This is a genomic window from Marinactinospora rubrisoli, assembly GCF_042664915.1.
GTDB classification, from domain to species: Bacteria; Actinomycetota; Actinomycetes; order Streptosporangiales; family Streptosporangiaceae; genus Marinitenerispora; species Marinitenerispora rubrisoli.
In genome coordinates this window covers 206,065-226,720 of the sequence record NZ_JBHTBH010000010.1, presented here as the reverse complement: position 1 = coordinate 226,720, position 20,656 = coordinate 206,065, and the positions used below count along the sequence as shown (strand labels likewise).

The 20,656-nt window shown below is 74.9% G+C and carries 16 protein-coding genes and 1 riboswitch; of the genes, 4 read left to right on the top strand and 12 right to left on the bottom strand.

Features of this window, described 5'->3' with window-relative positions; all coding sequences use genetic code 11:
* Positions 1 to 61: 61 nt before the first annotated feature.
* The gene (locus tag ACFQRF_RS20945) at positions 62 to 1,300 is read right to left on the bottom strand and encodes an MFS transporter (protein WP_379872834.1); all 1,239 of its coding nucleotides are present in this window, start codon (positions 1,298 to 1,300) and stop codon (positions 62 to 64) included.
* An 800-nt stretch (positions 1,301 to 2,100) separates the two neighbouring features.
* Positions 2,101 to 2,385 carry a sulfurtransferase TusA family protein gene (locus tag ACFQRF_RS20940; RefSeq protein ID WP_379872833.1) on the bottom strand — a complete coding sequence of 95 codons (285 nt, stop codon included), beginning with the start codon at positions 2,383 to 2,385 and terminating at the stop codon, positions 2,101 to 2,103.
* Between the two features lie 143 nt (positions 2,386 to 2,528).
* On the opposite strand from ACFQRF_RS20940, the gene ACFQRF_RS20935 reads away from it, so the two are divergent.
* Together ACFQRF_RS20935 and ACFQRF_RS20930 are read left to right on the top strand one after the other, a co-directional pair.
* Complete coding sequence (locus ACFQRF_RS20935) at positions 2,529 to 3,806, top strand: amidohydrolase family protein (RefSeq protein WP_379872832.1); 1,278 nt, start codon at positions 2,529 to 2,531, stop codon at positions 3,804 to 3,806.
* The gene (locus ACFQRF_RS20930; RefSeq protein ID WP_379872831.1) at positions 3,803 to 5,113 is read left to right on the top strand and encodes an alanine racemase; all 1,311 of its coding nucleotides are present in this window, start codon (positions 3,803 to 3,805) and stop codon (positions 5,111 to 5,113) included. The genes ACFQRF_RS20935 and ACFQRF_RS20930 overlap by 4 nt, the downstream gene beginning before the upstream one ends.
* A 57-nt stretch (positions 5,114 to 5,170) precedes the next feature.
* Here ACFQRF_RS20930 and ACFQRF_RS20925 read toward each other — a convergent pair whose 3' ends face one another.
* The 3 genes from ACFQRF_RS20925 to ACFQRF_RS20915 form a co-directional block, all read right to left on the bottom strand.
* Positions 5,171 to 5,839 (bottom strand): TetR/AcrR family transcriptional regulator, encoded by a 669-nt coding sequence (locus tag ACFQRF_RS20925; protein WP_379872830.1) that lies wholly within the window; start codon positions 5,837 to 5,839, stop codon positions 5,171 to 5,173.
* Between the two features lie 6 nt (positions 5,840 to 5,845).
* On the bottom strand, positions 5,846 to 7,060 hold the full coding sequence (locus tag ACFQRF_RS20920; RefSeq protein ID WP_379872829.1) for a cytochrome P450: 1,215 nt from the start codon (positions 7,058 to 7,060) through the stop codon (positions 5,846 to 5,848).
* Positions 7,061 to 7,254: 194 nt separating this feature from the next.
* The gene (locus ACFQRF_RS20915) at positions 7,255 to 8,328 is read right to left on the bottom strand and encodes a TRM11 family SAM-dependent methyltransferase (RefSeq protein ID WP_379872828.1); all 1,074 of its coding nucleotides are present in this window, start codon (positions 8,326 to 8,328) and stop codon (positions 7,255 to 7,257) included.
* A 218-nt stretch (positions 8,329 to 8,546) separates the two neighbouring features.
* Here ACFQRF_RS20915 and ACFQRF_RS20910 point away from each other — a divergent pair, with 218 nt between their 5' ends.
* Entirely contained in the window at positions 8,547 to 9,899 is a 1,353-nt protein-coding gene (locus tag ACFQRF_RS20910; RefSeq protein ID WP_379872827.1) for a flavin monoamine oxidase family protein, read from the top strand.
* A gap of 746 nt (positions 9,900 to 10,645) precedes the next feature.
* Complete coding sequence (locus ACFQRF_RS20905) at positions 10,646 to 10,948, top strand: hypothetical protein (RefSeq protein WP_379872826.1); 303 nt, start codon at positions 10,646 to 10,648, stop codon at positions 10,946 to 10,948.
* 1,003 nt (positions 10,949 to 11,951) lie between these two features.
* Here ACFQRF_RS20905 and ACFQRF_RS20900 read toward each other — a convergent pair.
* From ACFQRF_RS20900 to ACFQRF_RS20870, 7 genes are all read right to left on the bottom strand, one after another.
* Positions 11,952 to 13,865 carry an FAD/NAD(P)-binding protein gene (locus ACFQRF_RS20900; RefSeq protein ID WP_379872825.1) on the bottom strand — a complete coding sequence of 638 codons (1,914 nt, stop codon included), beginning with the start codon at positions 13,863 to 13,865 and terminating at the stop codon, positions 11,952 to 11,954.
* Entirely contained in the window at positions 13,862 to 14,671 is an 810-nt protein-coding gene (locus ACFQRF_RS20895; protein WP_379872824.1) for an ABC transporter ATP-binding protein, read from the bottom strand. Before ACFQRF_RS20895 ends, ACFQRF_RS20900 begins: the two co-directional genes overlap by 4 nt.
* Entirely contained in the window at positions 14,668 to 15,762 is a 1,095-nt protein-coding gene (locus tag ACFQRF_RS20890) for a FecCD family ABC transporter permease (RefSeq protein WP_379872823.1), read from the bottom strand. The genes ACFQRF_RS20895 and ACFQRF_RS20890 overlap by 4 nt, the downstream gene beginning before the upstream one ends.
* Positions 15,763 to 15,767: 5 nt before the next feature.
* Positions 15,768 to 16,841, bottom strand: coding sequence for an ABC transporter substrate-binding protein (locus tag ACFQRF_RS20885; RefSeq protein WP_379872822.1), 1,074 nt, complete (start codon positions 16,839 to 16,841; stop codon positions 15,768 to 15,770).
* Between the two features lie 92 nt (positions 16,842 to 16,933).
* Positions 16,934 to 18,124 carry a CMD domain-containing protein gene (locus ACFQRF_RS20880; protein ID WP_379872821.1) on the bottom strand — a complete coding sequence of 397 codons (1,191 nt, stop codon included), beginning with the start codon at positions 18,122 to 18,124 and terminating at the stop codon, positions 16,934 to 16,936.
* A gap of 92 nt (positions 18,125 to 18,216) precedes the next feature.
* Positions 18,217 to 18,324: riboswitch (SAM riboswitch) on the bottom strand.
* Between the two features lie 339 nt (positions 18,325 to 18,663).
* The gene (locus tag ACFQRF_RS20875; protein ID WP_379872820.1) at positions 18,664 to 19,401 is read right to left on the bottom strand and encodes an SDR family NAD(P)-dependent oxidoreductase; all 738 of its coding nucleotides are present in this window, start codon (positions 19,399 to 19,401) and stop codon (positions 18,664 to 18,666) included.
* A complete protein-coding gene (locus ACFQRF_RS20870; protein WP_379872819.1) occupies positions 19,398 to 20,648 on the bottom strand; it encodes a sialidase family protein in 1,251 nt (416 codons plus the stop codon). The genes ACFQRF_RS20875 and ACFQRF_RS20870 overlap by 4 nt, the downstream gene beginning before the upstream one ends.
* Positions 20,649 to 20,656 lie beyond the last annotated feature (8 nt).

The window sequence follows — 20,656 nt, the reverse complement described above, 5'->3', positions numbered from 1 at the left end:
CGCCGCCCTGCCGGTGGCCGCGCCACCGGCCGTCGACGCACCCGCCGGAAGGGGCGGCGGCTCACCGCCGTCGCGTCGGGCGCGCGGACCACAGGATCGCGGGGAGGACCAGCAGGGCGAGCACCCCGCCGATCGCCGACAGCAGGGCGTGGCTTCCCGCCGCCACGACCATGCCCGAGGCCAGGCCGCCACCGGCTCCGGCCACGGCGACGGCCATGTCCACCAGCCCCTGGATGCGGGCGCGGGCGGCCAGTGGGACGGCGTCGGTGACGATCGCGGTGCCGGCCACCAGGCCGAAGCTCCATCCCAGGCCCAGCAGCGCCAGCGCCAGCGCGAGCAGCGCCACCGAGCCGGGCGGGGCCAGCGCGCCCAGCAGCCCGGCGGCCAGGAAGGTCAATCCCGAGGCGGCGGCCACCGGCAGGCTCCCGACCCGGTCGACCAGGTACCCGCTGAGCGGGGAGGGCAGGTACATCGCCCCGACATGGACGGCGATGACGAGTCCGGCCGCTCCCACGGAGTGTCCGTGCTGCGACATGTGGATCGGGGTCATCGTCATGATGGCGACCATGACGAGCTGGGCCAGGACCATGACGGTGCCGCCCAGGACGAGCATCCGCGGGTGTGCGCTCCCGGTGCGGCCCGCCGTCGGCGTGGCGGAGTCCGGGACGGCCGCGGAGAGCGAGCGGGCGGTGGTGAGCGGGTCGGGCCGCAGCAGCACGCCCAGGACGAGCGCGGCGGAGGCGTAGGCCGCGGCGGCCAGCAGGAAGGGGCCGGCCAGCGGCGGGATGCCGAGGATCCGGGCGAGGCCACCGAGCGGGGTGACCAGATTGGGGCCGACGACCGCGCCCAGGGTGGTGGCCACCAGGACGGTGCTCAGGGCCTGGCCGCGCCGCTGGGGTGCGGCCAGGTCGGCCCCGGCGTAGCGGGCCTGGAGGTTGGTGGCGCTGCCCGCGCCGTAGACGAGCAGCGACGCGAAGAGCAGGCCGACGCTGCCGGCCGCGGCCGCGGCGACCACGCCCAGGGCACCCGCCGCGCCCGCCGCGTATCCGGCGGCCAGACCGGTGCGGCGTCCCCTGCGCTGGGAGGCGCGTCCGATCAGGGCCGCCGCGGCGGCGGATCCGATGGTGAACAGCGCGCTGGGCAGCCCGGCCAGCCCCGCGCCGCCGAGCATGTCCTGAGCGAGCAGCGCGCCCACGGTGATGCCGGCGGCCAGTCCCGCGCCGCTGAGGATCTGTGCGGTGACCAGGACGGTCAGGATCCGCCGCTGTGCGGGATGGGCGGCGGTCAGGGAGGTCGTCACGGCACAGGGCTCCGTTCCTCGGGACAGCGGGCGGAATCAGGCGGTGACGGCCGGGCCGCCGGGGCGTGGTTCGGTGGCCCGGACGGTGCGGCGGCCGTGGGCGTAGGACAGGCGAACGGACGCATGGGACGGCCCGCGCCAGCGCCGCGACGGCGCGGCACCTGAAGGAACGCCGAGGCCGTCGATCGACGGCTTCAGCTCCACGGCACGTGCCCGGTCCTGGACCGGACGCCCGTCCGGGGTCGGCGATGGCCTCGCACAACCCGCCCTTACGGGCTCACTGTTCCTCAGCTCCACGGAAAAGAGGTTAAGCCGCGACACGGAGCAGGATGCGGCGGACCGCCGGTCATGCCTCGATCGCCCGAGTCTCACGTAAGACCACCGTATTCCTCCGCGAACCGGGCGGCCGACGGCCACGGCCCTTCCCCCGAACCCGGAGGGAAACCGGTGCCCGTCGGCATGGCCACCGAGCACACCGCTCATCCACCGGCCCCCCGGGGGGAGCCACGGCGCACCGGGCACCGCCATCAGGCGCCGCGCCGGAGGCATCCCACAGTCGACGTCACAACGTGCCCGGACTCCCGGCACCGCGCTGCCGGGGACCGATCCTGACGGACGGCCAACCGCGTTGTCATGCCGAACCCCGCGGCCGAGTGGAACAGGTGCACCGCTCGCGTGCGATCGTCCAGCTCCTTGCGGTCGGTCGGGGAGAGCGGGCATACGGTTCCGTCCGTGGTGGTGATGAGCAGGAGCTCGGCGCCCCAGTGGCAGGCCCTCCTCCACGAAGCGGTCACGGCCCGTCACTCGGCGGGGTGCCAGGGGGCTCCGGGCCGGGTCCGGCGTGGTCGCGCCGCGGTCCGTAGCCGGTAGGCGGGGCGGCCGTCGTGCGCGACCGGGCCGAGATAGGCGTGACCGGTCAGATGGCACCAGGCGGGCACGTCCAGCGGGGCCGCCGGGTCGGTGGCGATCAGGTGCACCACAGTCCCCGGCGCCAGCGGCGCCACGCGCCCGCGCAGTTCGAGGAGCAGCCGCACGCAGGACCGGTCGCCGCCGTCGATCACCACCGGTCGTTCGTCGCCGTGCACCGGACCTCGATTCCGCCGCCGTGGACGTCGTGCCGCCGCCCGCGCCCGGTCGCATTGACCCGTGCCACCCGGGAGTGTTCTCATTCCACCAGTGCTGACATTACGTCAACTCGGGCACACATAGCGCGACAAGGGTGGTTGGTGTGTGGGACCTGTTGCTCCACGGCGGCCGTGTCATCGATCCCGCGTCGGGCCGCGACGGGCCGGCCGACGTCGCCGTGCGGGACGGGAAGGTCGCCGCCGTGGCGGCCGGCCTGCCGCGCTCGCAGGCGGCGCGCGCCCTCGACGTCTCCGGCCACCTGGTGCTCCCCGGGCTCATCGACACGCACACGCACGTCGGGCACGGCGCCGGCTACTGGGGGCTCGACCCGGAACCGGTGGCCTGGCGGACCGGGGTCACGACCTGGGTCGACGCCGGATCGGCGGGCGCCTACACACTGGCGGCGCTGCACCGTAACGTCGCCGCGCCCTCCCCGCTGCGGATCCACGCGATGCTCAACGTCGCCGGTACCGGCCTGGTCGGCCGGACCGGGGAACACCACGTCCTGGAGAACCTCGACGTGGACACCTCCGCGGCGGTGGCCGCCGAGCACGCCGACCTGGTGCGCGGGGTCAAGGCACGCATCGACCGGCACACCGTCGGCCCGCACGGCCTGGAACCGCTGCGCCGGGCGCGGCTGCTCGCCGACCGCCTGGCCAAGCCCCTCATGGTGCACATCGGCTACGGCCCGCCCGACCTCGCCGACGTCGCGCCGCTGCTCAAGGAGGGCGACATCCTCACCCACTGCGCGACCGGGGTGGGCACCGGCCTGGTCGCCGACGGGCGCGCCACCGACACGCTCCTGCGTCTGCGCGACGCGGGCGTGCTGTTCGACCTCGGGCACGGCTCGGGCGCCTTCGCCTTCGACGTGCTCGAAGCCGAGCTGGCGGCCGGCATCACGCCCATCGTCTCCACCGACCTGCACCTCCGGTCGGTGTACGGGCCGGCGTACGACCTGCCGACCGTCATGGGCAAGGCGATGGCCGCCGGTCTGAGCCTGGCCGACACGGTCGCGGCCGTCACCGTGCGCCCCGCCCGCGCTCTCGGACTGTCCTCGGGGACCCTGGCCGTCGGCTCGGACGCCGACATCGCGGTGTTCGAGGCGGAAGCGGGCGCGTTCCCGGCCGTGGACGTGCACGGCGGCGTACGCGAGGCGCCGCTGCGCCTCACCAACACCGCCACCTACGTCGCCGGCCGGCGACTGCCGCCGAGGGCGGCGGAACCCCCGCCGGTCTGGGTGCCGCTCAGCGCCGCGCAGCAGCGGGCCGAAGCCGACCGGCAGGCGCGGGTCCGGACCTCGGTGCGGCGCCTGGAGCGGCCCGAGGACTTCGATGAGCCGTTCCCGCGCCCGGAGCGGACGGCCACCGGGGGTGCCCGTTGACCGACACCACGACGTGGATCTCCGGCCCGGCCGCCGGCACGGGGCTGCCCGCGGAGTCGCTGGCCGGGCTGGACGCCGCCCCGGTCGAGGCGCGGTCCCTGCCGGTGAGCCCCACCTCGGTGGCCGACGTCCGCCGGGCCGGGCTGCACCTGCGCGATCTGTGGCTCCCCGCCGTGACCCTGGACGCCGACGCGCTCCGGCACAACCTGGACCGCTTCGCCCGCTGGTGTGCCGAGCGGGGCCTCGACCTCGCCCCGCACGCCAAGACCACCATGTCCCCGCACCTGTGGTCCGCGCAGCTCGCGCGCGGCGCCTGGGCGCTGTCGGCGGCGACGGTCGCGCAGGCGCGCACGATGCGTTCCTTCGGGGTCGGGCGGGTGCTGATCGTCAACGAGGTCGTGGACGGCGGCCAGCTCGCCTGGCTCGCCGGCGCCCTCGGCGACCCCGGATTCCATCCCGTGTGCCTGGTGGACTCCGCCGAGGGCGTCCGTCTCGCCGAGGCGGCCCTGGCCGGGGCGCACCGGCCGCTGCCGGTGCTGGTGGAGCTCGGCGTGCAGGGGCGCCGGGCCGGTGTGCGGGACATCGACCGCGCGCTCGATCTGGCCCGGCTCGTGCGCGACAGCGCGCACCTGGTCCTGGCCGGGGTGGAGGCGTTCGAGGGCGTCTTCCCGCAGCGCCGCGACGACGACTCACCGGCCCGGGTCCGCGGCTGGCTGGACCGGCTGCTCGACTTCACCGTGCGCGCCGACGCCGAGGGCCTGTTCGCCGAGGTGCCCGAGGTGATCGTCACCGCGGGCGGCAGCGGCTACCCGGATCTGGTGGCCGACGCGCTGTCCGATCCTCCCTCGCTGTCGGTGCCCCTGCGGCGCGTCGTCCGCTCCGGGTGCTACGTCACCCACGACGACCTGTTCATGGAACGCGCGTCGCCGCTGCGCTCCTCCGCCGTGGCCGATCCGCTGCGCCCGGCGCTGAGCTGCTACGCCCGGGTGCTGTCCCGGCCGGAACCGGGCCGGGCGCTGCTGGGGGTCGGCAAGCGGGACGTGTCCTTCGACATCGACCTGCCCGTGCCGCGCGCCCTGCTGCGCGGGGAGCGCCGGATCCCGCTGGACGGGGGCGTGCGCGTGGCCGAACTCAACGACCACCACGGGTTCCTGGACATCAGCGCTTCGGCCGCGCACGCTCCCGTGGTCGGCGACATCGTCGAACTGGGCCTGTCCCACCCGTGCACGGTGTTCGACAAGTGGCCGCTGATCCCGGTGCTCGACTCCGGGCGGCGCGTCGTGGACGCGGTGCGCACCCTGTTCTGACCCGGGCGGCGGCCGGTCACGGGCGTGGCCGGCCGCCGCCGGGATCGTCGCGGGCGGCTACCCGGCACCGTCCTGCTCCGGCACCGGCGTGACCGGCGCCAGCAACAGGCCGGTGATCGCGTCGATCAGGCCGGTCGCGGTGTCGTCCCACGTGCCCCGGTGGGTGGGTGCGCCCTCGGCCAGGGCGCGCTCCCGCTCGGCGCAGGTGTGCATCATGAGATGCCGGGCCATGTCGGCGCGTTCGGCGGCCACCTCCACCGGCAGCGCCGGGACGCAGCGACGCAGCCCGTCGCGGAGCGGCTGCATCGACGGTTCGTTCCGGGACTGCTCGATCACGATCTCGCGGAAGGCCGGCTCGGTCATGACCTGGGCGCTGAACCGCGCGAACCAGCTGGGGACGCCCAGCGTGGCCAGGTGCTCGGTGAGCGGCCGCACCAGGCACGCCACCCAGTCGCGCAGCTCGCCGGAGCCGCTCACCTCGGCCAGCATCCGGCGGCGGCTCTCGACCACCTGCTCGGAGTGCCGGCGCACGATCTCCCGCACCAGGTCCTCCTTGGTGCCGAAGTGGTAGCCGACCGCGAAGTTGTTGCCCTGCCCCGCGGCCTCGCTGACCTGGCGGTTGGACACCGCGAGCACACCGTGCTCCGCGAACAGCCGCTCCGCGGCGGCGAGGATCTGCTCCCGGGTCGCGCTGGACCGCCCGGCGCGCACCGTCCTACCCGCCATTGCTGATCACCATCGCACTGGAACCTCCTGCAGCCCGCCCACGACGAGCCCTTCGACACGGCGCAGGTCCCCGGCCGGGACGGCCAGTTCGAGGCTGGGCAGCCGGCGCAGCAGCACTTCCAGCACGACCTGCAGTTCGGTGCGCGCCAGCGGCTGCCCGAGGCACGAGTGCGGCCCGGCGCCGAACGCCAGGTGCGGGTTGGGGCTGCGCGTCAGGTCCAGCTCTGCGGCGCCCTCGAAGGCGCTCTCGTCGCGGTTGGCCGCCGCCATGTCGCACAGCGTGGTGGTGCCGCGCGGGAGCACGGTGCCGCCGACCTCCACGTCCTCGTGAAGGTAGCGCGGCAGCGAGAAGCCCAGGTCGGCGTCGAACCGCAGCACCTCCTCCACCGCCGAACGGACCAGCGAATGGTCGGCCAGCAACCGCTCCCAGCGTGACCGGTCGGCGAGCAGCATGGCCACCATCTTGCCGATCATGTTGGCGGTGGTCTCGTGTCCGGCGACGAGCAGGCCCTGCCCGGTGGCGACCAGGGTGGCTTCGGAGAGCCGGCCGCCGTCGGAGTCGGAGTCGGCGATGAGGTGGCTGAGCAGGTCGTCGCCCGGCTCGGCGCGCCTGGCCGTGATGTGCGCCCGCATGTACGCGACGAACTCGGCCTGCGCCGCCGCGATCTCGGCCTGGGAGTACCGGCTCAGGTTGAGCATGGTGTCGGACCAGTAGGAGAACCTGTCACGGTCGTCGGCCGGGACGCCGAGCATGTCGCAGATGACCCACACGGGGAGCGGGAAGCCCAGGGCGGCCTTGATGTCCACCGGATGCCCGCGCTCCACCATCTCGTCGATCAGTCGCTCCGCCATGGCTTCGATCGACGGCCGAAGCGCGACCATCCGCTTGGCCGTGAACCATTTGCTGATCATACGACGCCACCGCTGGTGCTCCTCGCCGCTGTCGGGGATGGCCATCGCCATCTCGCTGCTGAAGAGCTCGGACGACTCTGCGAGCCGGGCCGCGTCGTCGGCGTCCAGCCGCCGGGTGGCCCGCGGGTCGGCCAGCACCTGCTTGACGTCGGCGTAGCGGGTGAGCAGTGTGGCGCCGTCACCGCTGGGCAGCCTGACGTGGGCGACCGGGCACCGCTGCCGCAGCTCCGCCCATTCGGCGGGCGGCTCCAGGGCCGCCGGGCGGGGCAGCGGGTAGCTCAGCACCTGCTCACCGTCACTCTGGTTCACCGGGGGACCTCCTCGCGCTCGGGATTGCGGACCAGTTAAATCCACCGGCTGGTTTAAGTCAAGCGCCTGACTTATGTCGCGGCCGGGAGACCGGCGAAAGGCGCAATCGCCGGAAAACCCCGGAAATCGCCGGGGCACGCGGACGGACGGCTCCGCGGCCGGCGCCCGTCACGGGGAGCGCCGCGGGAGGTGGCTCAGTGGGTGAGGGTGACGATCGACGGGCGGGTACCGAAGAGACCGACCTCCACGGCCTCGCCCGGCTCGAACCCCGCCTTCCCGGCGTGGCGGATCTGCTCGTCGGCGTCGTGGAGCAGCAGGACCGCCGACCCGCCGGGCGCGAGCACTCGCCGGAGCTCACGGTAGAAGCGCTCCGGGTGCCCGGCCAGCGCCGCGTGCGCCCCCACCTGGCGTCCCCACGGCGGGTTGCTGATCACCCGGTCGACAACGGCGGTGGCGAGCGGCATCCGGCCGGCGTCGGCGACGCCCCAGGCGATCGTGCCCGCGCCCGGTGCGTCCGCCGCGGCGGCGTTGGCCCGGGCGGACACCGGCAGCCGCGGGTCGACGTCCATGCCGAGCACCCGGGCGCCGGGGGCCACCTCGCACGCCTCGATCGGGATCGTCCCGGTTCCGCAGCACGGGTCGACCACCCGCATCCCCGGTTCGATGCCGGCCAGCCGCGCCATGGCGGCGGCCAGCGGCGGATGCGTGGTGCCGGGGGTCGACGCCTCCTTGTAGGCGCGGCGGTGCAGCGGGCGCGCGGCGATGCGCACGGCCAGCACCGCCTGGGCGCCCTCCACCGTCACCCGGAAGGAGAGGCCGCCGTCCGGCGGCGCGGTACCTTCCCGCCGGGAGTGGTACGGCAGCCCCAGCGCGTCGGCCGCCTCCCGGCCCACGGCGTCCTCGATGTCGTATCTGTTGTAGTTCCGCCGTCCCAGGAACGACGCGGCGACGTCCACTCCGGAGACGGTTGCGGCGCCCCCGCAGGCGGCACGCGCCGCCGGAAGGTCCCGCAACGAAGCGGAGCGGGCCAGCTCGGCGAAGCGCGCGAGATCGGCCTTGGTGTGCCCGACACCGTCCGCGACGCCCACCAGCAGGAACACGTCGTCGACGGTGCGCAGCTCCAGCAGCCCAGGGCCGGGGCGCTGCGCGGTGAACCACACCTCGCGGTGCCGGCGCCGCTCCACCCTGCCGTACCCCTGCTCCTCGACCTCCCCGGCCGCCACTCCCTCCAGGCCGCGCAACGTCCGCGCCAGCAAGCGAACAGCCATCGGTGATCGGATCCTTCCTGCGACGCGGCGGAGCGGCGCCCGTCCGGCCCGGTGGTGGACGGCGACGCGCCAGCACACCTTACCGGCCGTGGGCACCCGGGCCCGGATCGAGCGGGACGCGCGCACCAGCGGGTTCGCGCACCCCCGCGCCGCACGGCACTCCGGCACCGGCTGGGCCGTTGTCCCCGGCAAGGAACCGATCGACGAGGAAGGCGTTCATGGAGCACGTGGCGGTCGCGATCGTGGGGGCCGGGCTGTCCGGACTGGCGGCGGCGCGGTGCCTGCGCTCGCGGGGTGTGGAGCCGGTGGCCGTCCTGGAGGGCGGATCGCACGCGGGCGGGCGGGTCCGGATGCCCGCGGGCGCGGGCACCGCGCCGGGGCGGATGTTCGTCCGGCACGACGACCGGGGCGTGCTGGCGCTCGCCGAGGAACTGGAGATCTCTGTGGAAACGGACGGATCCGAGAGTCCGCTCGACGACCTGCGCGTCGACGAGGCCGGGGCGAGCTCCGTGAGCACGCTGAATGTCCCGGCCGACGCCTCGTGGTGGACCCGGCTGCGCAACGAGTGGCTGCTGGACCGGCTCGCCCGGCTCGCCGCCGCCGTCGACCCCACGGAGCCATGGCGCTCCGACCGCGCGGAGGAACTGGACGCCCAGACGGTGCGCACCTGGTTGCGGGCCCACACGGCCGACCCGGACCTGCGGGAGCTGGTGGAGGAGCGGCTGACCTTCGACGCGGGGCTACCCGCCGACCGCATCAGCATGCTCTGGCTGCTCGCTCATATGGGGGCGGTGCCGCTCGATGACCAGGAGCCGCTCCGGCTGGATCCGGCGGAACTGCTCAACCGGCTGGCCGCGGCCACGGCCGTGCGCACCGGGTGCCACGTCGCGGGCGTGGAACAGGGGAACGACCGCGTGCGCCTCTCGGGCTCGTGGGGTGCGCTCACCGCCGACCGGGTCATCATGGCGATCTCCCCCGCGGACGCCCAGCGCGTGACGTTCTCCCCACGGCTCCCCGCCAGCCGGCGGCGGATGCACCAGCAGTGGCCGCAGGCGGAGATCGTCCGGACCGAGATCGTCTACTGGCGGCCGTTCTGGCGCAACTTCGGGCTGTCCGGCGAGGCCGTCTTCGAGGACGGCATCCCCGCCTGGACCTTCGACGACACCCCCGCCGACGCCGGCTACGGACGGCTGGTCGCGCACACCTACACCTTCGGTGCGGCCGACCCGCTGGGCGCCGACCAGAGCGTCCTCGACGCCCCCGCGCGCCACCGCGGCCTGCTGCTGGAGAACCTGGAACGCGCGTTCGGGCCGCTGGCGGCCGCCCCGGTCGCCGTCACCCAGTCCCCGGTCGGCCCCGAACGGTACAGCCGGGCGTACCAGTCCCCCACCCCGCCCGGCTTCCTTACCGAGTACGGCCCGCTGCTGCGCCGCTCCTGCGGCCGGATCCACTGGGCGGCGACCGAGACGGCCGCCTACCCCGCCAACGGTGCCCTGGAGGGGGCGGTGACCAGCGGGCTGCGCGCCGCCGAGGAGGTACTGGACGCCCGGGTCGCCGCCGAGGCGCCCTGACCGGGGCCGTTCGCGAATCCGGCCGGACGCGCGACGCGAGCGCCCCTCGGCGGTCGCGATCGCAGGGGCCGTGGACACCTGGTCCGGGCGGCACCGTGGAGTGGTCGGCCACGTTCGCGGCCATGGCGCTCGCCGGGGCGGCGACGGCGGCCGGGTTCGCCCCGTCCCGACGGACGGACGGGGCGGCCGGCTCAGAGGCGCCGCGCCTGGGCGGATCACGGAATCCCTGCCGCCGACGCGGCGCTGACACTCGGCTCGATGACGCTGCCGACGTACGCGTCGCCGTTCGTCGCGGCGCTGTCCAAGTGATCCTGGGCGCGCATGGCCCGGGCGCGCCGCTGGTCGCGGCGGCGGGCGCGGGGCTCGGGCGCTGGCGCTGTTCCGGCCGACGGTCCGGGCAGTCCGGGCGGTCCGGGCGGGGGACCGCGACACGGCGTGCCGCCCGTGGAACGGTCCGCCCGGCCGGACCCGGTGCGCCCCTTGTGCGCGATCGGCGCGCATCGATATCCTGTGAGGCTTTCCACTCCCGAGGGGCCGCGTCCGGAACCGCCGTACCTGCCGGGACCACCGATGGCGTGGCCGCCATGGTGCGCCCACCGGGGCCCGCAACACGAGTACGGGACCGCCTGACCGGTGCCGTGAAAGAAGGAAGAAAGAAGGAAGGAGGTGGCGCCGTGCGGCGGTTGCCCTAGCCGCCCGCCCGGAAGGACCGGGAGTCGCGGGCGGCGGGTTCCGGAAGGAACGAGATGTCCCGCACGGACAAGACCAAGCCCCTGTGGGTCCGCTACATGGAGCACGGCCCACGGCCGGTCCACGACCACCGATTCGGCCCCTGCGATCTGCCGCCGAGCCCGGCACGGGAGGACTCCGGCACCCGCTGCCGGTGGGAACCGGCCATGCTGCTGGCCGCCCCCACCTGCTGCGCGGAGTGCGGTGTGCGCTGCTGTTCCCGGGAGCGGCAGGTGTACGCCAAGATCCACAACCGCAGGGACCGCTACGCGGCGCGGCGCGCGGCGCGGCGATTCGTCACCGGCCTGGACGAGCGCTGACGGCTCCCCGTTCACGCTCCCGAGTCGACGCGGGCTCGCTTCCCCGGCCGGGGAAGCGGGCCTTTCCGTCTCCACTAGCCGAGTTGTTGCGATGTTTGGTGGGTGTCCGGGCATGCGGACAGGGCGTCCGAGATCGAGTTGTGACGCAAGACCTGGACCCCCTCTCGACCGCACTCCACGTGAAGACCGACGACGGACCGGAAATGAAGCGGCGCACGCCCCGCCCGCCACGGCTCACCGACTCCGAGCCGCCGCCCCCGGTCAACAAGACGACCCGGCCGGCCGCCACCGGCACCGGCTTCCGGCACGGCACCGTGTGGACCACCGCCCCCGTGCAGTGCGGTCGCTTTCGCCCCACGGTGGAAACCCTCCGGCCCGGCCGGACGGGGGCGCACACGGCTTACTGCCGACCCCCGCTCGCGCCTCTACCGGGGACCGCGCCTGCTCCCGGCGCGCGCCCTGCACCGCCTGCCCGTCATGTGGCGCCCGGCCGGCCCGAAGACCGGCGAGCGCGCGGCCCTGGCGGCCACGCGGGAAGCAGAACCGCACCTGGCCGCCCGGACCGGTCCTGATCGCCGGCCAGGGCTTCGCCTCCCAGCGGGTCCAGGCTGGACGCCTCGCGCGGGGGATCACGCTTGCTGCGGCCCTCTCTTCGAGCGGGACAGGCCCCGCCCCGGCGAACACCCGCTCACAGCGGTGCGGCAGTCGATCGAGCCGGTCAACGACACTCTCGAAGGCCGGCTCGGCCTGGAGTGCCACGGCGGGCCGGACCTTCGAGCGGGGCCGCGGTCAGGGCCGGCCGGCCGATCCTGGCCATGACCGCGCCGATCCGGCACGCCACCACACCGGCGCAAACCACAAAGGAACCACTCGTCCAGCCGTCGCCGTATTCCTGCCGCGCGCACGCGGGCGGTCCGCTCGGCGGCCGGCCGCTCGCGTCCCCGTGTCGCCCGGTTCCGCGGATCCCGAAGTCCATCGCCCACGAGAGCCGACGCGGCGGCCACTACCCGCGCGCCGCCCCGGCGGACGCCGTCGCCTCCCGGACCGCGCGAACGTGCGCGGCCGCACGGTCCGCGCCGGCCAGTAGCGGGGACGGCACACCCGGGGTGGCGCCGATGGCGGAGCCCGGCTGGACGCCCTCGGCGGGGATGCCCAGGACCACGACGCGATCGTCGGCCCGCCCCTCGGCGTCGAGGAGATGGAAGCCGTCGGTGGTGACGTCCAGCGTGCCGCCCGGCGTGCGGGTGCCGTCGGCGTTGGGCCAGGAGTGCAGCCGGGCCCGGCCGTCGTCCAGCAGTGTGCGCAGCAGCGGGTCGTCCGTCTCCGGGATGCGGCCCTTGGACATCCGGGTCTCGACGAACGCGCGGGCCCGCACCGGTGGGCGGCGGACCACGGGCGAGCCGCCGACGAAGGCGCCGTCGGCGTGGCCGAAGGTGGCGCCCTCTCCCAGGAAGGTGAGCAGGCCGGCGTCCACGAGCGACAGCACCTCGGCGGTGCGGCGCGGCGGCGGGCCCGAGGCGAGCGCCAGGCCGAGCGGGGTGAACCACCCGGCGACGTCGGCGGCCACGCTGCGGCCGTCGATCGCACCCGCGCGCACCAGCGCCTGGACCTGCCCGCGCAGCGCCGCCATGGCACGGTTCACGGCGTTGCGGGGGCTGCGGAGCGGATCGTGAATCGCCCGCAGTTCCTCGTCGACGTGGTGGGCGACCCAGCGATCCCACTCCTCCGCCCCGAACGGGCCGCGCGGGCCGGGGCGGTCCAGCCGCTCGACCGCGAGGTGCCAGCGCGGGCCGGTGACGGCCGCCGCGACGACCTCGTCGATCCGGTCCGCGGGGGCCGCGGCGAGCCGGTCCAGCAGCACCCCGGCCGTGACACCGGGCACGAGCGCGCCGGGGTGGTGGTCGAGCAGTGTGGCCAGGTGCGCCCACGCCAGTTCCCGGGCGAGCTGCGGCCACACGGCGGTGCGGAAGTCCTGGAACGGGGTCCGGGCGACCTCGGCGAACCAGTCGCGGGTGGCCAGCCGGGGCCGGTAGCGCGGCGGGAAGCCGTCGGGGTAGGCGGCCTTGGCCCGGTACGGCAGGCCGCGGCGTGAGCCGGCCACCAGCCGCGGTTCGTCTCCGCCGGGCAGGTAGCGCAGCCGGGCGGGGAACTCGGGGTCGCCGGCGGGTTCGAAGCGCCCGCCGCGGCCCTCGGTGAGCAGGGCGACCACGTCGAAGAAGTTGGCGCCGAGCCCCGCGACCAGCACGGTCTCCCCGGCGGGGACCACGTCCCAGTCGCGTTCGGCGGGCATGCCCGGCTCCACGTACGCCAGTCCGTCGCGCTCGGCCGCGTCCACCAGTTCCTGGACGCGTGGCGAGCGGACGGCCTGCACCATGCCCTGGGCGAGCACCACGACGGCGCCGTGCACGGTGCGGCCGTCGGCCAGCCGCACCGTGCGGCCACCGTCGGGGCCCGCGGTCAGGTCGACCGCCCGGCCGAGGAACTCCGCGACGTCGACCCGGCCGGTGGCGACCACGCGTGCGAGCTGCTCGCGGTAGTACACGCCCTGCAGCCGCCGCGTGGGGTAGGACCACGGCCGCAGTTCGGCGATCTCGCGGGCCGCCCACTCCGGCCGGCCGGGCGGGACCTCCGGGTCGGCCGCCCACGCCGTGAGGTCCGGGCCGGGCGTCACGGGGCCGGACATGGGGGTGGAGTCGTCGGTGTAGATCGTGGTGTGCGCGCTGTAGGTGTTGTTCAGCAGCAGGGCCGACTGGTCGGTGCGCCAGGTGGCGCCCGCCCCGATCTCCACGGCGTCGATGAGCGCGGCGCGCACCGGCGCCTCGCCCGGTTCGGAACGGGCGGCCAGGCGCTCGACCACCGAGACCCCGCGCGGCCCGGCGCCGACCACGACGACGTCGAACGTCTCCGTGGCGGTCATGGCCGGGGCAGGGGTTCGGGGCGGTCCGCGCCGGACGTGCCGTCCAGTTCCGCCGGCCGCACGTCGACCGTGTCACCGGTGCGCTCCACCCGCACTTCCAGGCCGTAGACGCGGCCGAGCGTGGCGGCGTCGAACGCCTCGGCCGGAGGGCCGTCGGCGACGATCCGGCCGCCGTGCAGCAGCACCGCCTGGTCGCAGAAGTGCGCGGCGTGGTTGAGGTCGTGGATCGCGATGAGCGCGGTGACGCCGCGCTCCCGGGTGACCTCGCGCACGATCCGCAGCGTCTCGATCTGGTAGCGCAGGTCGAGCGCCGAGGTGGGTTCGTCGAGCAGCAGCACCCGCGGCTCCTGCGCCAGGGCGCGGGCGATGAGCACCCGCTGCGCCTGCCCGCCGGACAGCTCCGACAAGTGCCGTTCACGCAGGTCGGCGAGTCCGAGCTGGTCGATCGCTGCCTCCACGACGTCCCAGTCGTGGGTGGTGGGCAGCAGCCCGATGTGCGGGGTGCGGCCGAGCAGCACGGCCTCGCGCACGGTCAGTTCGAAGGGCGCCTCGCTGGACTGTGGCACGTAGGACACGATCCTGGCGTGCTCGCGGCGCGGCATGCGGAGCAGGTCCCGGCCGGCGTGGCGGACGGTCCCGGCGCCCGGCCGGAGGATGCGGGCGAGGATCTTGGTCAGGGTCGACTTGCCCGATCCGTTGGGGCCGAGCAGCGCGCAGAACGCGCCCTCGGCCACGGTGAGGTCGATCCCCTCCAGGACGGGGTGCCGGCGGTAGCCGAACTCCACGCCCGCGACTTCGAGGCTCATCGCGTGGCCGCCCTTCGGGTGAGGATGAGGTTGATGAACACCGGGGCGCCGATGAAGGCGACCACGATGCCGACCGGGATGACCGACGGCGCGAGGACGGTGCGGCCGATGGTGTCGGCGACCAGGAGCAGCAGGCCGCCGGTGAGGAAGGAGAACGGGAGGAGGTAGCGGTGGTCGGCGCCGATCACGAGCCGCGCGATGTGCGGCCCGACGAGCCCGACGAAGCCGATCACGCCGCAGAAGGAGACCACCACGGACGCGAGCAGCACCGCCACCACGATGAGGCCGACCCGCAGCGCGGTGACGTTGACGCCGAGGCTACGGGCGGCGTCGTCCCCGGCGAAGGCCACCGCGTTGAGGTCCTTGGCGAACCACAGCAGCACCGGCAGCAGCAGGAGCGCGACCAGCCCGACGATCTGCACCTCACGCCAGGTGGCGTCGTTGACCGACCCGAACGTCCACCGCACGATCGCCTGCAGGGTGTTCTCGTTCGCCACGAACTGCAGGGCCGAGGTCATGGCCTCGAACAACTGGGTCAGCGCGATGCCGAGCAGCAGCAGGGTGGCGGTGGACATCGACCTGGCGGAGGCGAGTCCGAGCACGAGGGCCGACACCGCGAGCGCGGTGGCGAGGGCGCTGCCCACCACCAGCCACGACGCCGAGCCGGCCGCTCCGCCGGTGGCGAGGATGGCGAGGGACGCGCCGAAGGCCGCCGCTGGGGACACGCCGAGCGTGAACGGGCTGACCAGCGGGTTGCGCAGCAGGCCCTGCATGACGACCCCGGCCAGCGACAGCGCGGCGCCGGCGGCGAAGGCCAGCAGCGCCCGTGGCAGCCGCAGGCCGGTGATGATGGTGAAGGTCTGCTCGAACTCCGTGGTGAGCACGCCGCCGAACACGGAGAGCCGGACGGCGTGCCAGACGTCGGCCAGGGTCGCTCCGGAGGTGCCGACGGTCACGCACCAGCCGATGGCCAGCAGTGAGACCGCGGCCCCGGCGACGAGGGTGAGGCCGCGCATCGATCCGGGCCTGCGCGCGGCGGGGCGGGCGGCGGCGGGGGCGCTTTCGGGGGGACTTCCGGTGGCGAGCGACATCGGCCTCACGCCACCTTCTGGATGTAGGCGTCCGCGCCGGCGAACTCGGTGCGCTGGAAGTCCTCGACCCACCGCCGCAGGTAGTCGTCGGGGTCCACGTCCTCGAACTGCTCGGGGTGCAGCCAGGTGGCGAGGTAGAGCGCGCCGAGGGCCTTGGACAGCCCGCTGGTGGCCCAGCCGTTGCTGACATAGATCTCGCCGTCCCGCTGGGCGCTGATGGCGTCCCAGCCGGGCCGGCCGCGCAGGTCATCGCGGATGTCGTCGAACCGGTCCTGGCCGGTGGGCTCGGCGGCGGGGCCGAACTCGTGCACGATGAGCCCGGGGTCGCGCTCGACGACCGCGGCGGGGTCGACGGTGGTCTCGGACTGCTCGTCGCCGCCGGCCTCGACGTCGCCGAAGACGTTGCGGCCACCGGCGGCGGTGATGATCTGGTCGAACCCGGAGCCGGGCAGGGCGGTGAGGTAGGGCTGCTCGGTCTCCCAGTAGACGCCGACCGGCTCGGTGCCCTCGACGCGCTCGGAGACGAGGGCGAAGATCTCGTCGTAGAACCCGGCGACCTGCTCGGCGCCCTCGGCCTCGCCGAAGATCTCGCCGAGGAGCGTCACGGTGTCGTGGAAGACGTCGAAGTCCCAGGCCGTGGCGACGACCACGGGGATGCCGAAGGACTCCAGCTGGCCGGCCGCCTCCTGCCAGGCGCCGTTGCGCGGCAGGATGAGGACGTCCGGGTCGAGCTCGGCCACGGCCTCGTAGTTGATCTCGGACAGGTCCTCGCTGACGATCTCGTCCTCGGAGATGTCCAGGTAGGGCAGGCGGTCGGCCGACATCCGGTCGACGCCGACCACGGCGTCCCCGGCTCCGATGGCGCGGACGAACTCGTTGGCGTAGCTGTTCAGCACGACGGCCCGCTCGACGGGGCCGTCGATGGTCACCTCGCGGTCCATGTCGTCGACCACGGTGACGGGGCCGGACGACGCGGCGGTCCCGTCCTCGGGGACGACCTCGCCGCAGGCGGTGAGGAGGGTGAGGGCGGCGAGGCTCGCCGCGGCGGCCACGCGGGCGCGCGACGTGGTCGGGGGCATGGGGACGTCCTTGCGTGTTCGGAGGAGGAGGGGGCAACGGGCGGGGCCGGCCGTGGCCGGCCCCGCCAGGCGCGGGCGCACGGCCGCCGGGGTCAGGCGGCGGCCGGCTCGGTCCCGGGCCAGAACGGTTCGCCGAGGGTGAGCATGAGCCGGTTGGCCCACGAGAAGAAGGCGACGGAGCCGACAAGGTCGACGAGCTCGACGTCGGTGAGCCCGTGGCCGCGCAGTTCCGCGATGTGGTCCGGGGTGGCCGAGGCCGGTGTGGTGGACAGCGCCGCGGCGAACGCGGCGACGGCGCTCCACCGCGCGTCCTGGCCGGCGGCGAGCGGGGCGAGATCGGTGGCGCGCCAGTCAGGGTCGCGGTCGAGGACGGCGTCGAGGACCCGCTGCACGTCGTCGGTCCGGTGGGACAGCTGCGACGCCTTGCGGGAGTGCACGGAGGCGCAGTAGACGCAGTCGTTCACCTTGCTGGTGACGGTGGCCGCGAGCTCGCGTTCGGCGCGGGGCAGCCCCTCGCGGGTGTAGAACACCGCCTTGTCGACGGCGGTGCGGGCCCGCAGCAGTTTCGGCAGGCGGGAGAGCAGCCGGAAGTAGCCGTCGTTGGTCTTCCCGGCGAACGCCTCCCGTTGCTCGTCCGTCAGGTCGTCGGCCGCCACCGGCGGGACCCAGGCGGTCCAGGCGAGTAGTTCCTGGGTGTAGGCGGTGGGCCGCTTCGCGCCGTTGGACGCGATTTCGGCGAGACTTTTGGTCCGCCCGCGCCCGCGGGTGGTGCGCGCCGGAGCCACACCGTGGGCGGTGGGCGCGCCCTGCAGCAGCCGCAGTCCTTCGACGAGGCGGACCTGGAAAGCGGTGTAAGCGGCGACCTGGGAGATCGCGACCACGGCGTCGGGGCCCCAGCCGGCGGCGGCCAGCCGGTCGACGTCCTCCCGCCGGGCCAGCGCCGGTGAGACGGTGATGAGATCCAGGTGCTCGGCCGCCGCCCGCAGCGCGGGATCGGCGGGGAGCTCGTCGGCGTACAGTGCCGCGTCGGCTCCGCGGGCGGTGTGGTGGGCGACGACGTCGTCGGCTCCGTGCCACCGCGCGACCAGCGCGGCCAGCCCGCGCCGCACCGCCGGCGCCAGCGGCCCGTCGGCGGCGAAGAGCGCGTCGTAGGCGCGCTGCGTCTCCGCCACGAACTCCGGCTTCACTCGCCGCGCCGCCGCGAGTTCGCTCCCGACCCCCGCCAGCTCCGCGACGACATCGGCCCCCGCCGGCTCCCCCGCACTCCGCGCCCCGCTGCTCACTGTTCCCGCCTTCGTCTCGTCCTGCCGGTACGGCCGCGGGCCGGCACAAGCGTCCGTCGGGGACGGGGCCGCCGGACCTCTCGTCCCGCGACCGTGCACGCTTGCCGCGTCTCCGCAGCCAGGTCATCACTCCGGGGGCACCCCGCTGTGCAGAAGGTTGCCGTCCAGCAAGCCGGATCTTCGCGCTGGCGCTCTTGACCTGGTGCGAAGGTAGGCGATCACCCCATGCGGGAACAAGATGTCACAAGCGTGACGATGGCGACAAATTCGGTAGGAATAGTATCTGGGGCATGCCCGACCCCGATGGGGTTCGGCCGGGGCATCGCGGCAGGGAGTCTAGGAGGCAACGGAACACCGGTCACCGCGAGCGAGCACTTCGGGCAGGCCCGGCGGCTCGTCGCCACGTTCAACGGCAGCGGTCCGCCCCCTGCTGGAAGCGATCAGCCTAACGTCCGCACCGCGCGACGGCGGTGACGGCGCGGGAGAGCGACACCGCCGCACCGCCTGATCGTCCGTCCCTGCCCCGAACCGCAGCGCCCTCAGCCCAGCGACGCCCCCGCGCACACCACCAGTGTCTGGCCGGTGATGCTGCGCGCGTCCGGGCCGAGGAGGAAGGCAACCGTGCCCGCGACCTCCGCCGGGTCGATGAGGCGGCCCATCGGTGGCACTCGGGGCGGGGTGGTGGCACGGGCCGGGTCCTGGAGCATCGGGGTGTCGGTGGGGCCGGGGGCGACGACGTTGACGGTGACGCGGCGGGTGACCAGTTCAGCGGCCCAGGAGCGGGCCAGGGCCGCGAGAGCCGCCTTCGTGGCGGCGTACTGGCTCTTGCCCGGGACGCCGGTCATGGTGCGGCTGCCGACCAGGACGACGCGGCCGCCGTCCGGAACGCGGTCGATCAGCGTGCCGACGAGCACCTCGGTGGCCGCGACGTGCACCCGCCACATGGCCGTGCCGTCCGCCGTCGACAGGGCGCCGAGGCGGGCCGAACGCTGCAGGCCGGCGGCGTGCACCACCGCGTCGGCCCGGGTGACCCCGGCGACGGCGGCGGGGATGGCGTCCAGGTCGGCGAGGTCGGCCTCGACCCAGTGCAGTGCCGTCCCGGCCGGTTCGACCGGGCGGCGGCTCAGGGCGGTCACCCGCCAGCCGGCGCCGAGCAGCCGCTCGGTGACGGCGCGGCCGATGCCCGAGCTCGCGCCGGTGACGACGGCGTGCGGGGCGGTCTCCCGGGCGGCCGCGCTTTCGCCGCCCCGGTGCGTGCAGCTCTCCCCTGCCGTCACGCGCCGGCCTCCGCGGTGCGGGCGGCCAGCCACTCCGGGCTCAGCCGGACGTGCTTGATCGCCTGCCGGTAGTAGGTGAAGGCGATGTCCAGGCCGCCGTCGGGGCTCTGCCGGATGGTCGGGTAGGAGAACTCCCGGTTCAGCCCGTCCCGCGAGTTGTTGGTCAGGCAGTAGCCGTCGCCGACCTCCAGGTCGTGCCGGAGCGGCCACGTGGCGCCGCCGTCGGCGGAGACCGCCAGGGTCATGGGCGCCCGTGGGGCGCCCCAGAACGCGGTCCGCTCCGCGCCCGCCGGGCGGTCCGCGCCGGCCAGGACGGCCGGGGCGGCCGGGGACGGCGCGGCGGCGGGGGTGACCGGCGCCAGGCCGTCGTCGTCGATCTCGTCGTACAGCGAGAGCCGCCGCTCGGTGGCGTCGGCGGCGCTGCTGTGGTTGTACACCAGCGCCAGGCGGTCGTCGCGCAGCCGGACGAACTGGATCGAGGAGTTGTTGTTCGGCAGCACGGTGGGCACCGGGGCGCTCCAGGTCTCGCCGTCGTCGGTGGAGCGTGCGACGTGCACGGAATCCGCCCACCGGCTGCGGAACAGCGCGAGCAGGGTGCCGTCGGCCAGGGCCTGGACGTTCATGTGCACGCATCCGGTGCTGTCCGGTACCTCCCGCTCGTGCCAGGTGCGGCCCTGGTCGTCGGAGAGGAGCACCGCGCTGGTGTCGCGGTCGCCGACCCATTTGCTTCCGGGCACGGACACGCAGTGGAAGATGGGAAGCAGCCAGCGCCCGGAGCCGAGCACCGTGACGGGCTGGCGCACGAAGACTCCGCCGGTCGGGCGGGCCGGGAAGAGGGTGGCGGGCGGCCCCCAGGTGCGGCCGCCGTCGGCGGAGATCCGGCGGCGCACCTCGGAGGTGTCCTGGTCACCGGCGCGCTGGGCGGTCCACAGCAGCCACAGTTCGCCGGTGGGGGCCGCGAACAGCACCGGATTCTGTTCGGAGCGGGTGCGGTCGCCGGACAGCGCCACCGGCTCCGTCCACCTGTCGGCACCGCGCGGCAGCCGGGAGAACCACACCCCGATGTCGGAGACGCCCTCCTGGGTGCCGCCGAACCACACGCAGCCGAGGTCGCCGCCGGGCAGTTCGGCCAGGTTCGCGGCGTGGTTCTGCACGGCGGGCGCGGGCAGGTAGGCGTCGGCCCGGCCGGGGTCGTCGCCGCGAGGGCGGAGCACCCCGTCGGTGGGCAGCGCGTCGGCGGTGGACATCTCGGTCT

Excerpts from the sequence above, each read along its gene's own strand:
- ACFQRF_RS20925 (WP_379872830.1), bottom strand. The coding sequence starts at position 5,839 with ATGGCGGGTAGGACGGTGCGCGCCGGGCGGTCCAGCGCGACCCGGGAG.
- ACFQRF_RS20915 (WP_379872828.1), bottom strand. The coding sequence starts at position 8,328 with ATGGCTGTTCGCTTGCTGGCGCGGACGTTGCGCGGCCTGGAGGGAGTG.
- ACFQRF_RS20910 (WP_379872827.1), top strand. The coding sequence starts at position 8,547 with ATGGAGCACGTGGCGGTCGCGATCGTGGGGGCCGGGCTGTCCGGACTG.
- ACFQRF_RS20905 (WP_379872826.1), top strand. The coding sequence starts at position 10,646 with ATGTCCCGCACGGACAAGACCAAGCCCCTGTGGGTCCGCTACATGGAG.
- ACFQRF_RS20900 (WP_379872825.1), bottom strand. The coding sequence starts at position 13,865 with ATGACCGCCACGGAGACGTTCGACGTCGTCGTGGTCGGCGCCGGGCCG.
- ACFQRF_RS20895 (WP_379872824.1), bottom strand. The coding sequence starts at position 14,671 with ATGAGCCTCGAAGTCGCGGGCGTGGAGTTCGGCTACCGCCGGCACCCC.
- ACFQRF_RS20890 (WP_379872823.1), bottom strand. The coding sequence starts at position 15,762 with ATGTCGCTCGCCACCGGAAGTCCCCCCGAAAGCGCCCCCGCCGCCGCC.
- ACFQRF_RS20885 (WP_379872822.1), bottom strand. The coding sequence starts at position 16,841 with ATGCCCCCGACCACGTCGCGCGCCCGCGTGGCCGCCGCGGCGAGCCTC.
- ACFQRF_RS20870 (WP_379872819.1), bottom strand. The coding sequence starts at position 20,648 with ATGTCCACCGCCGACGCGCTGCCCACCGACGGGGTGCTCCGCCCTCGC.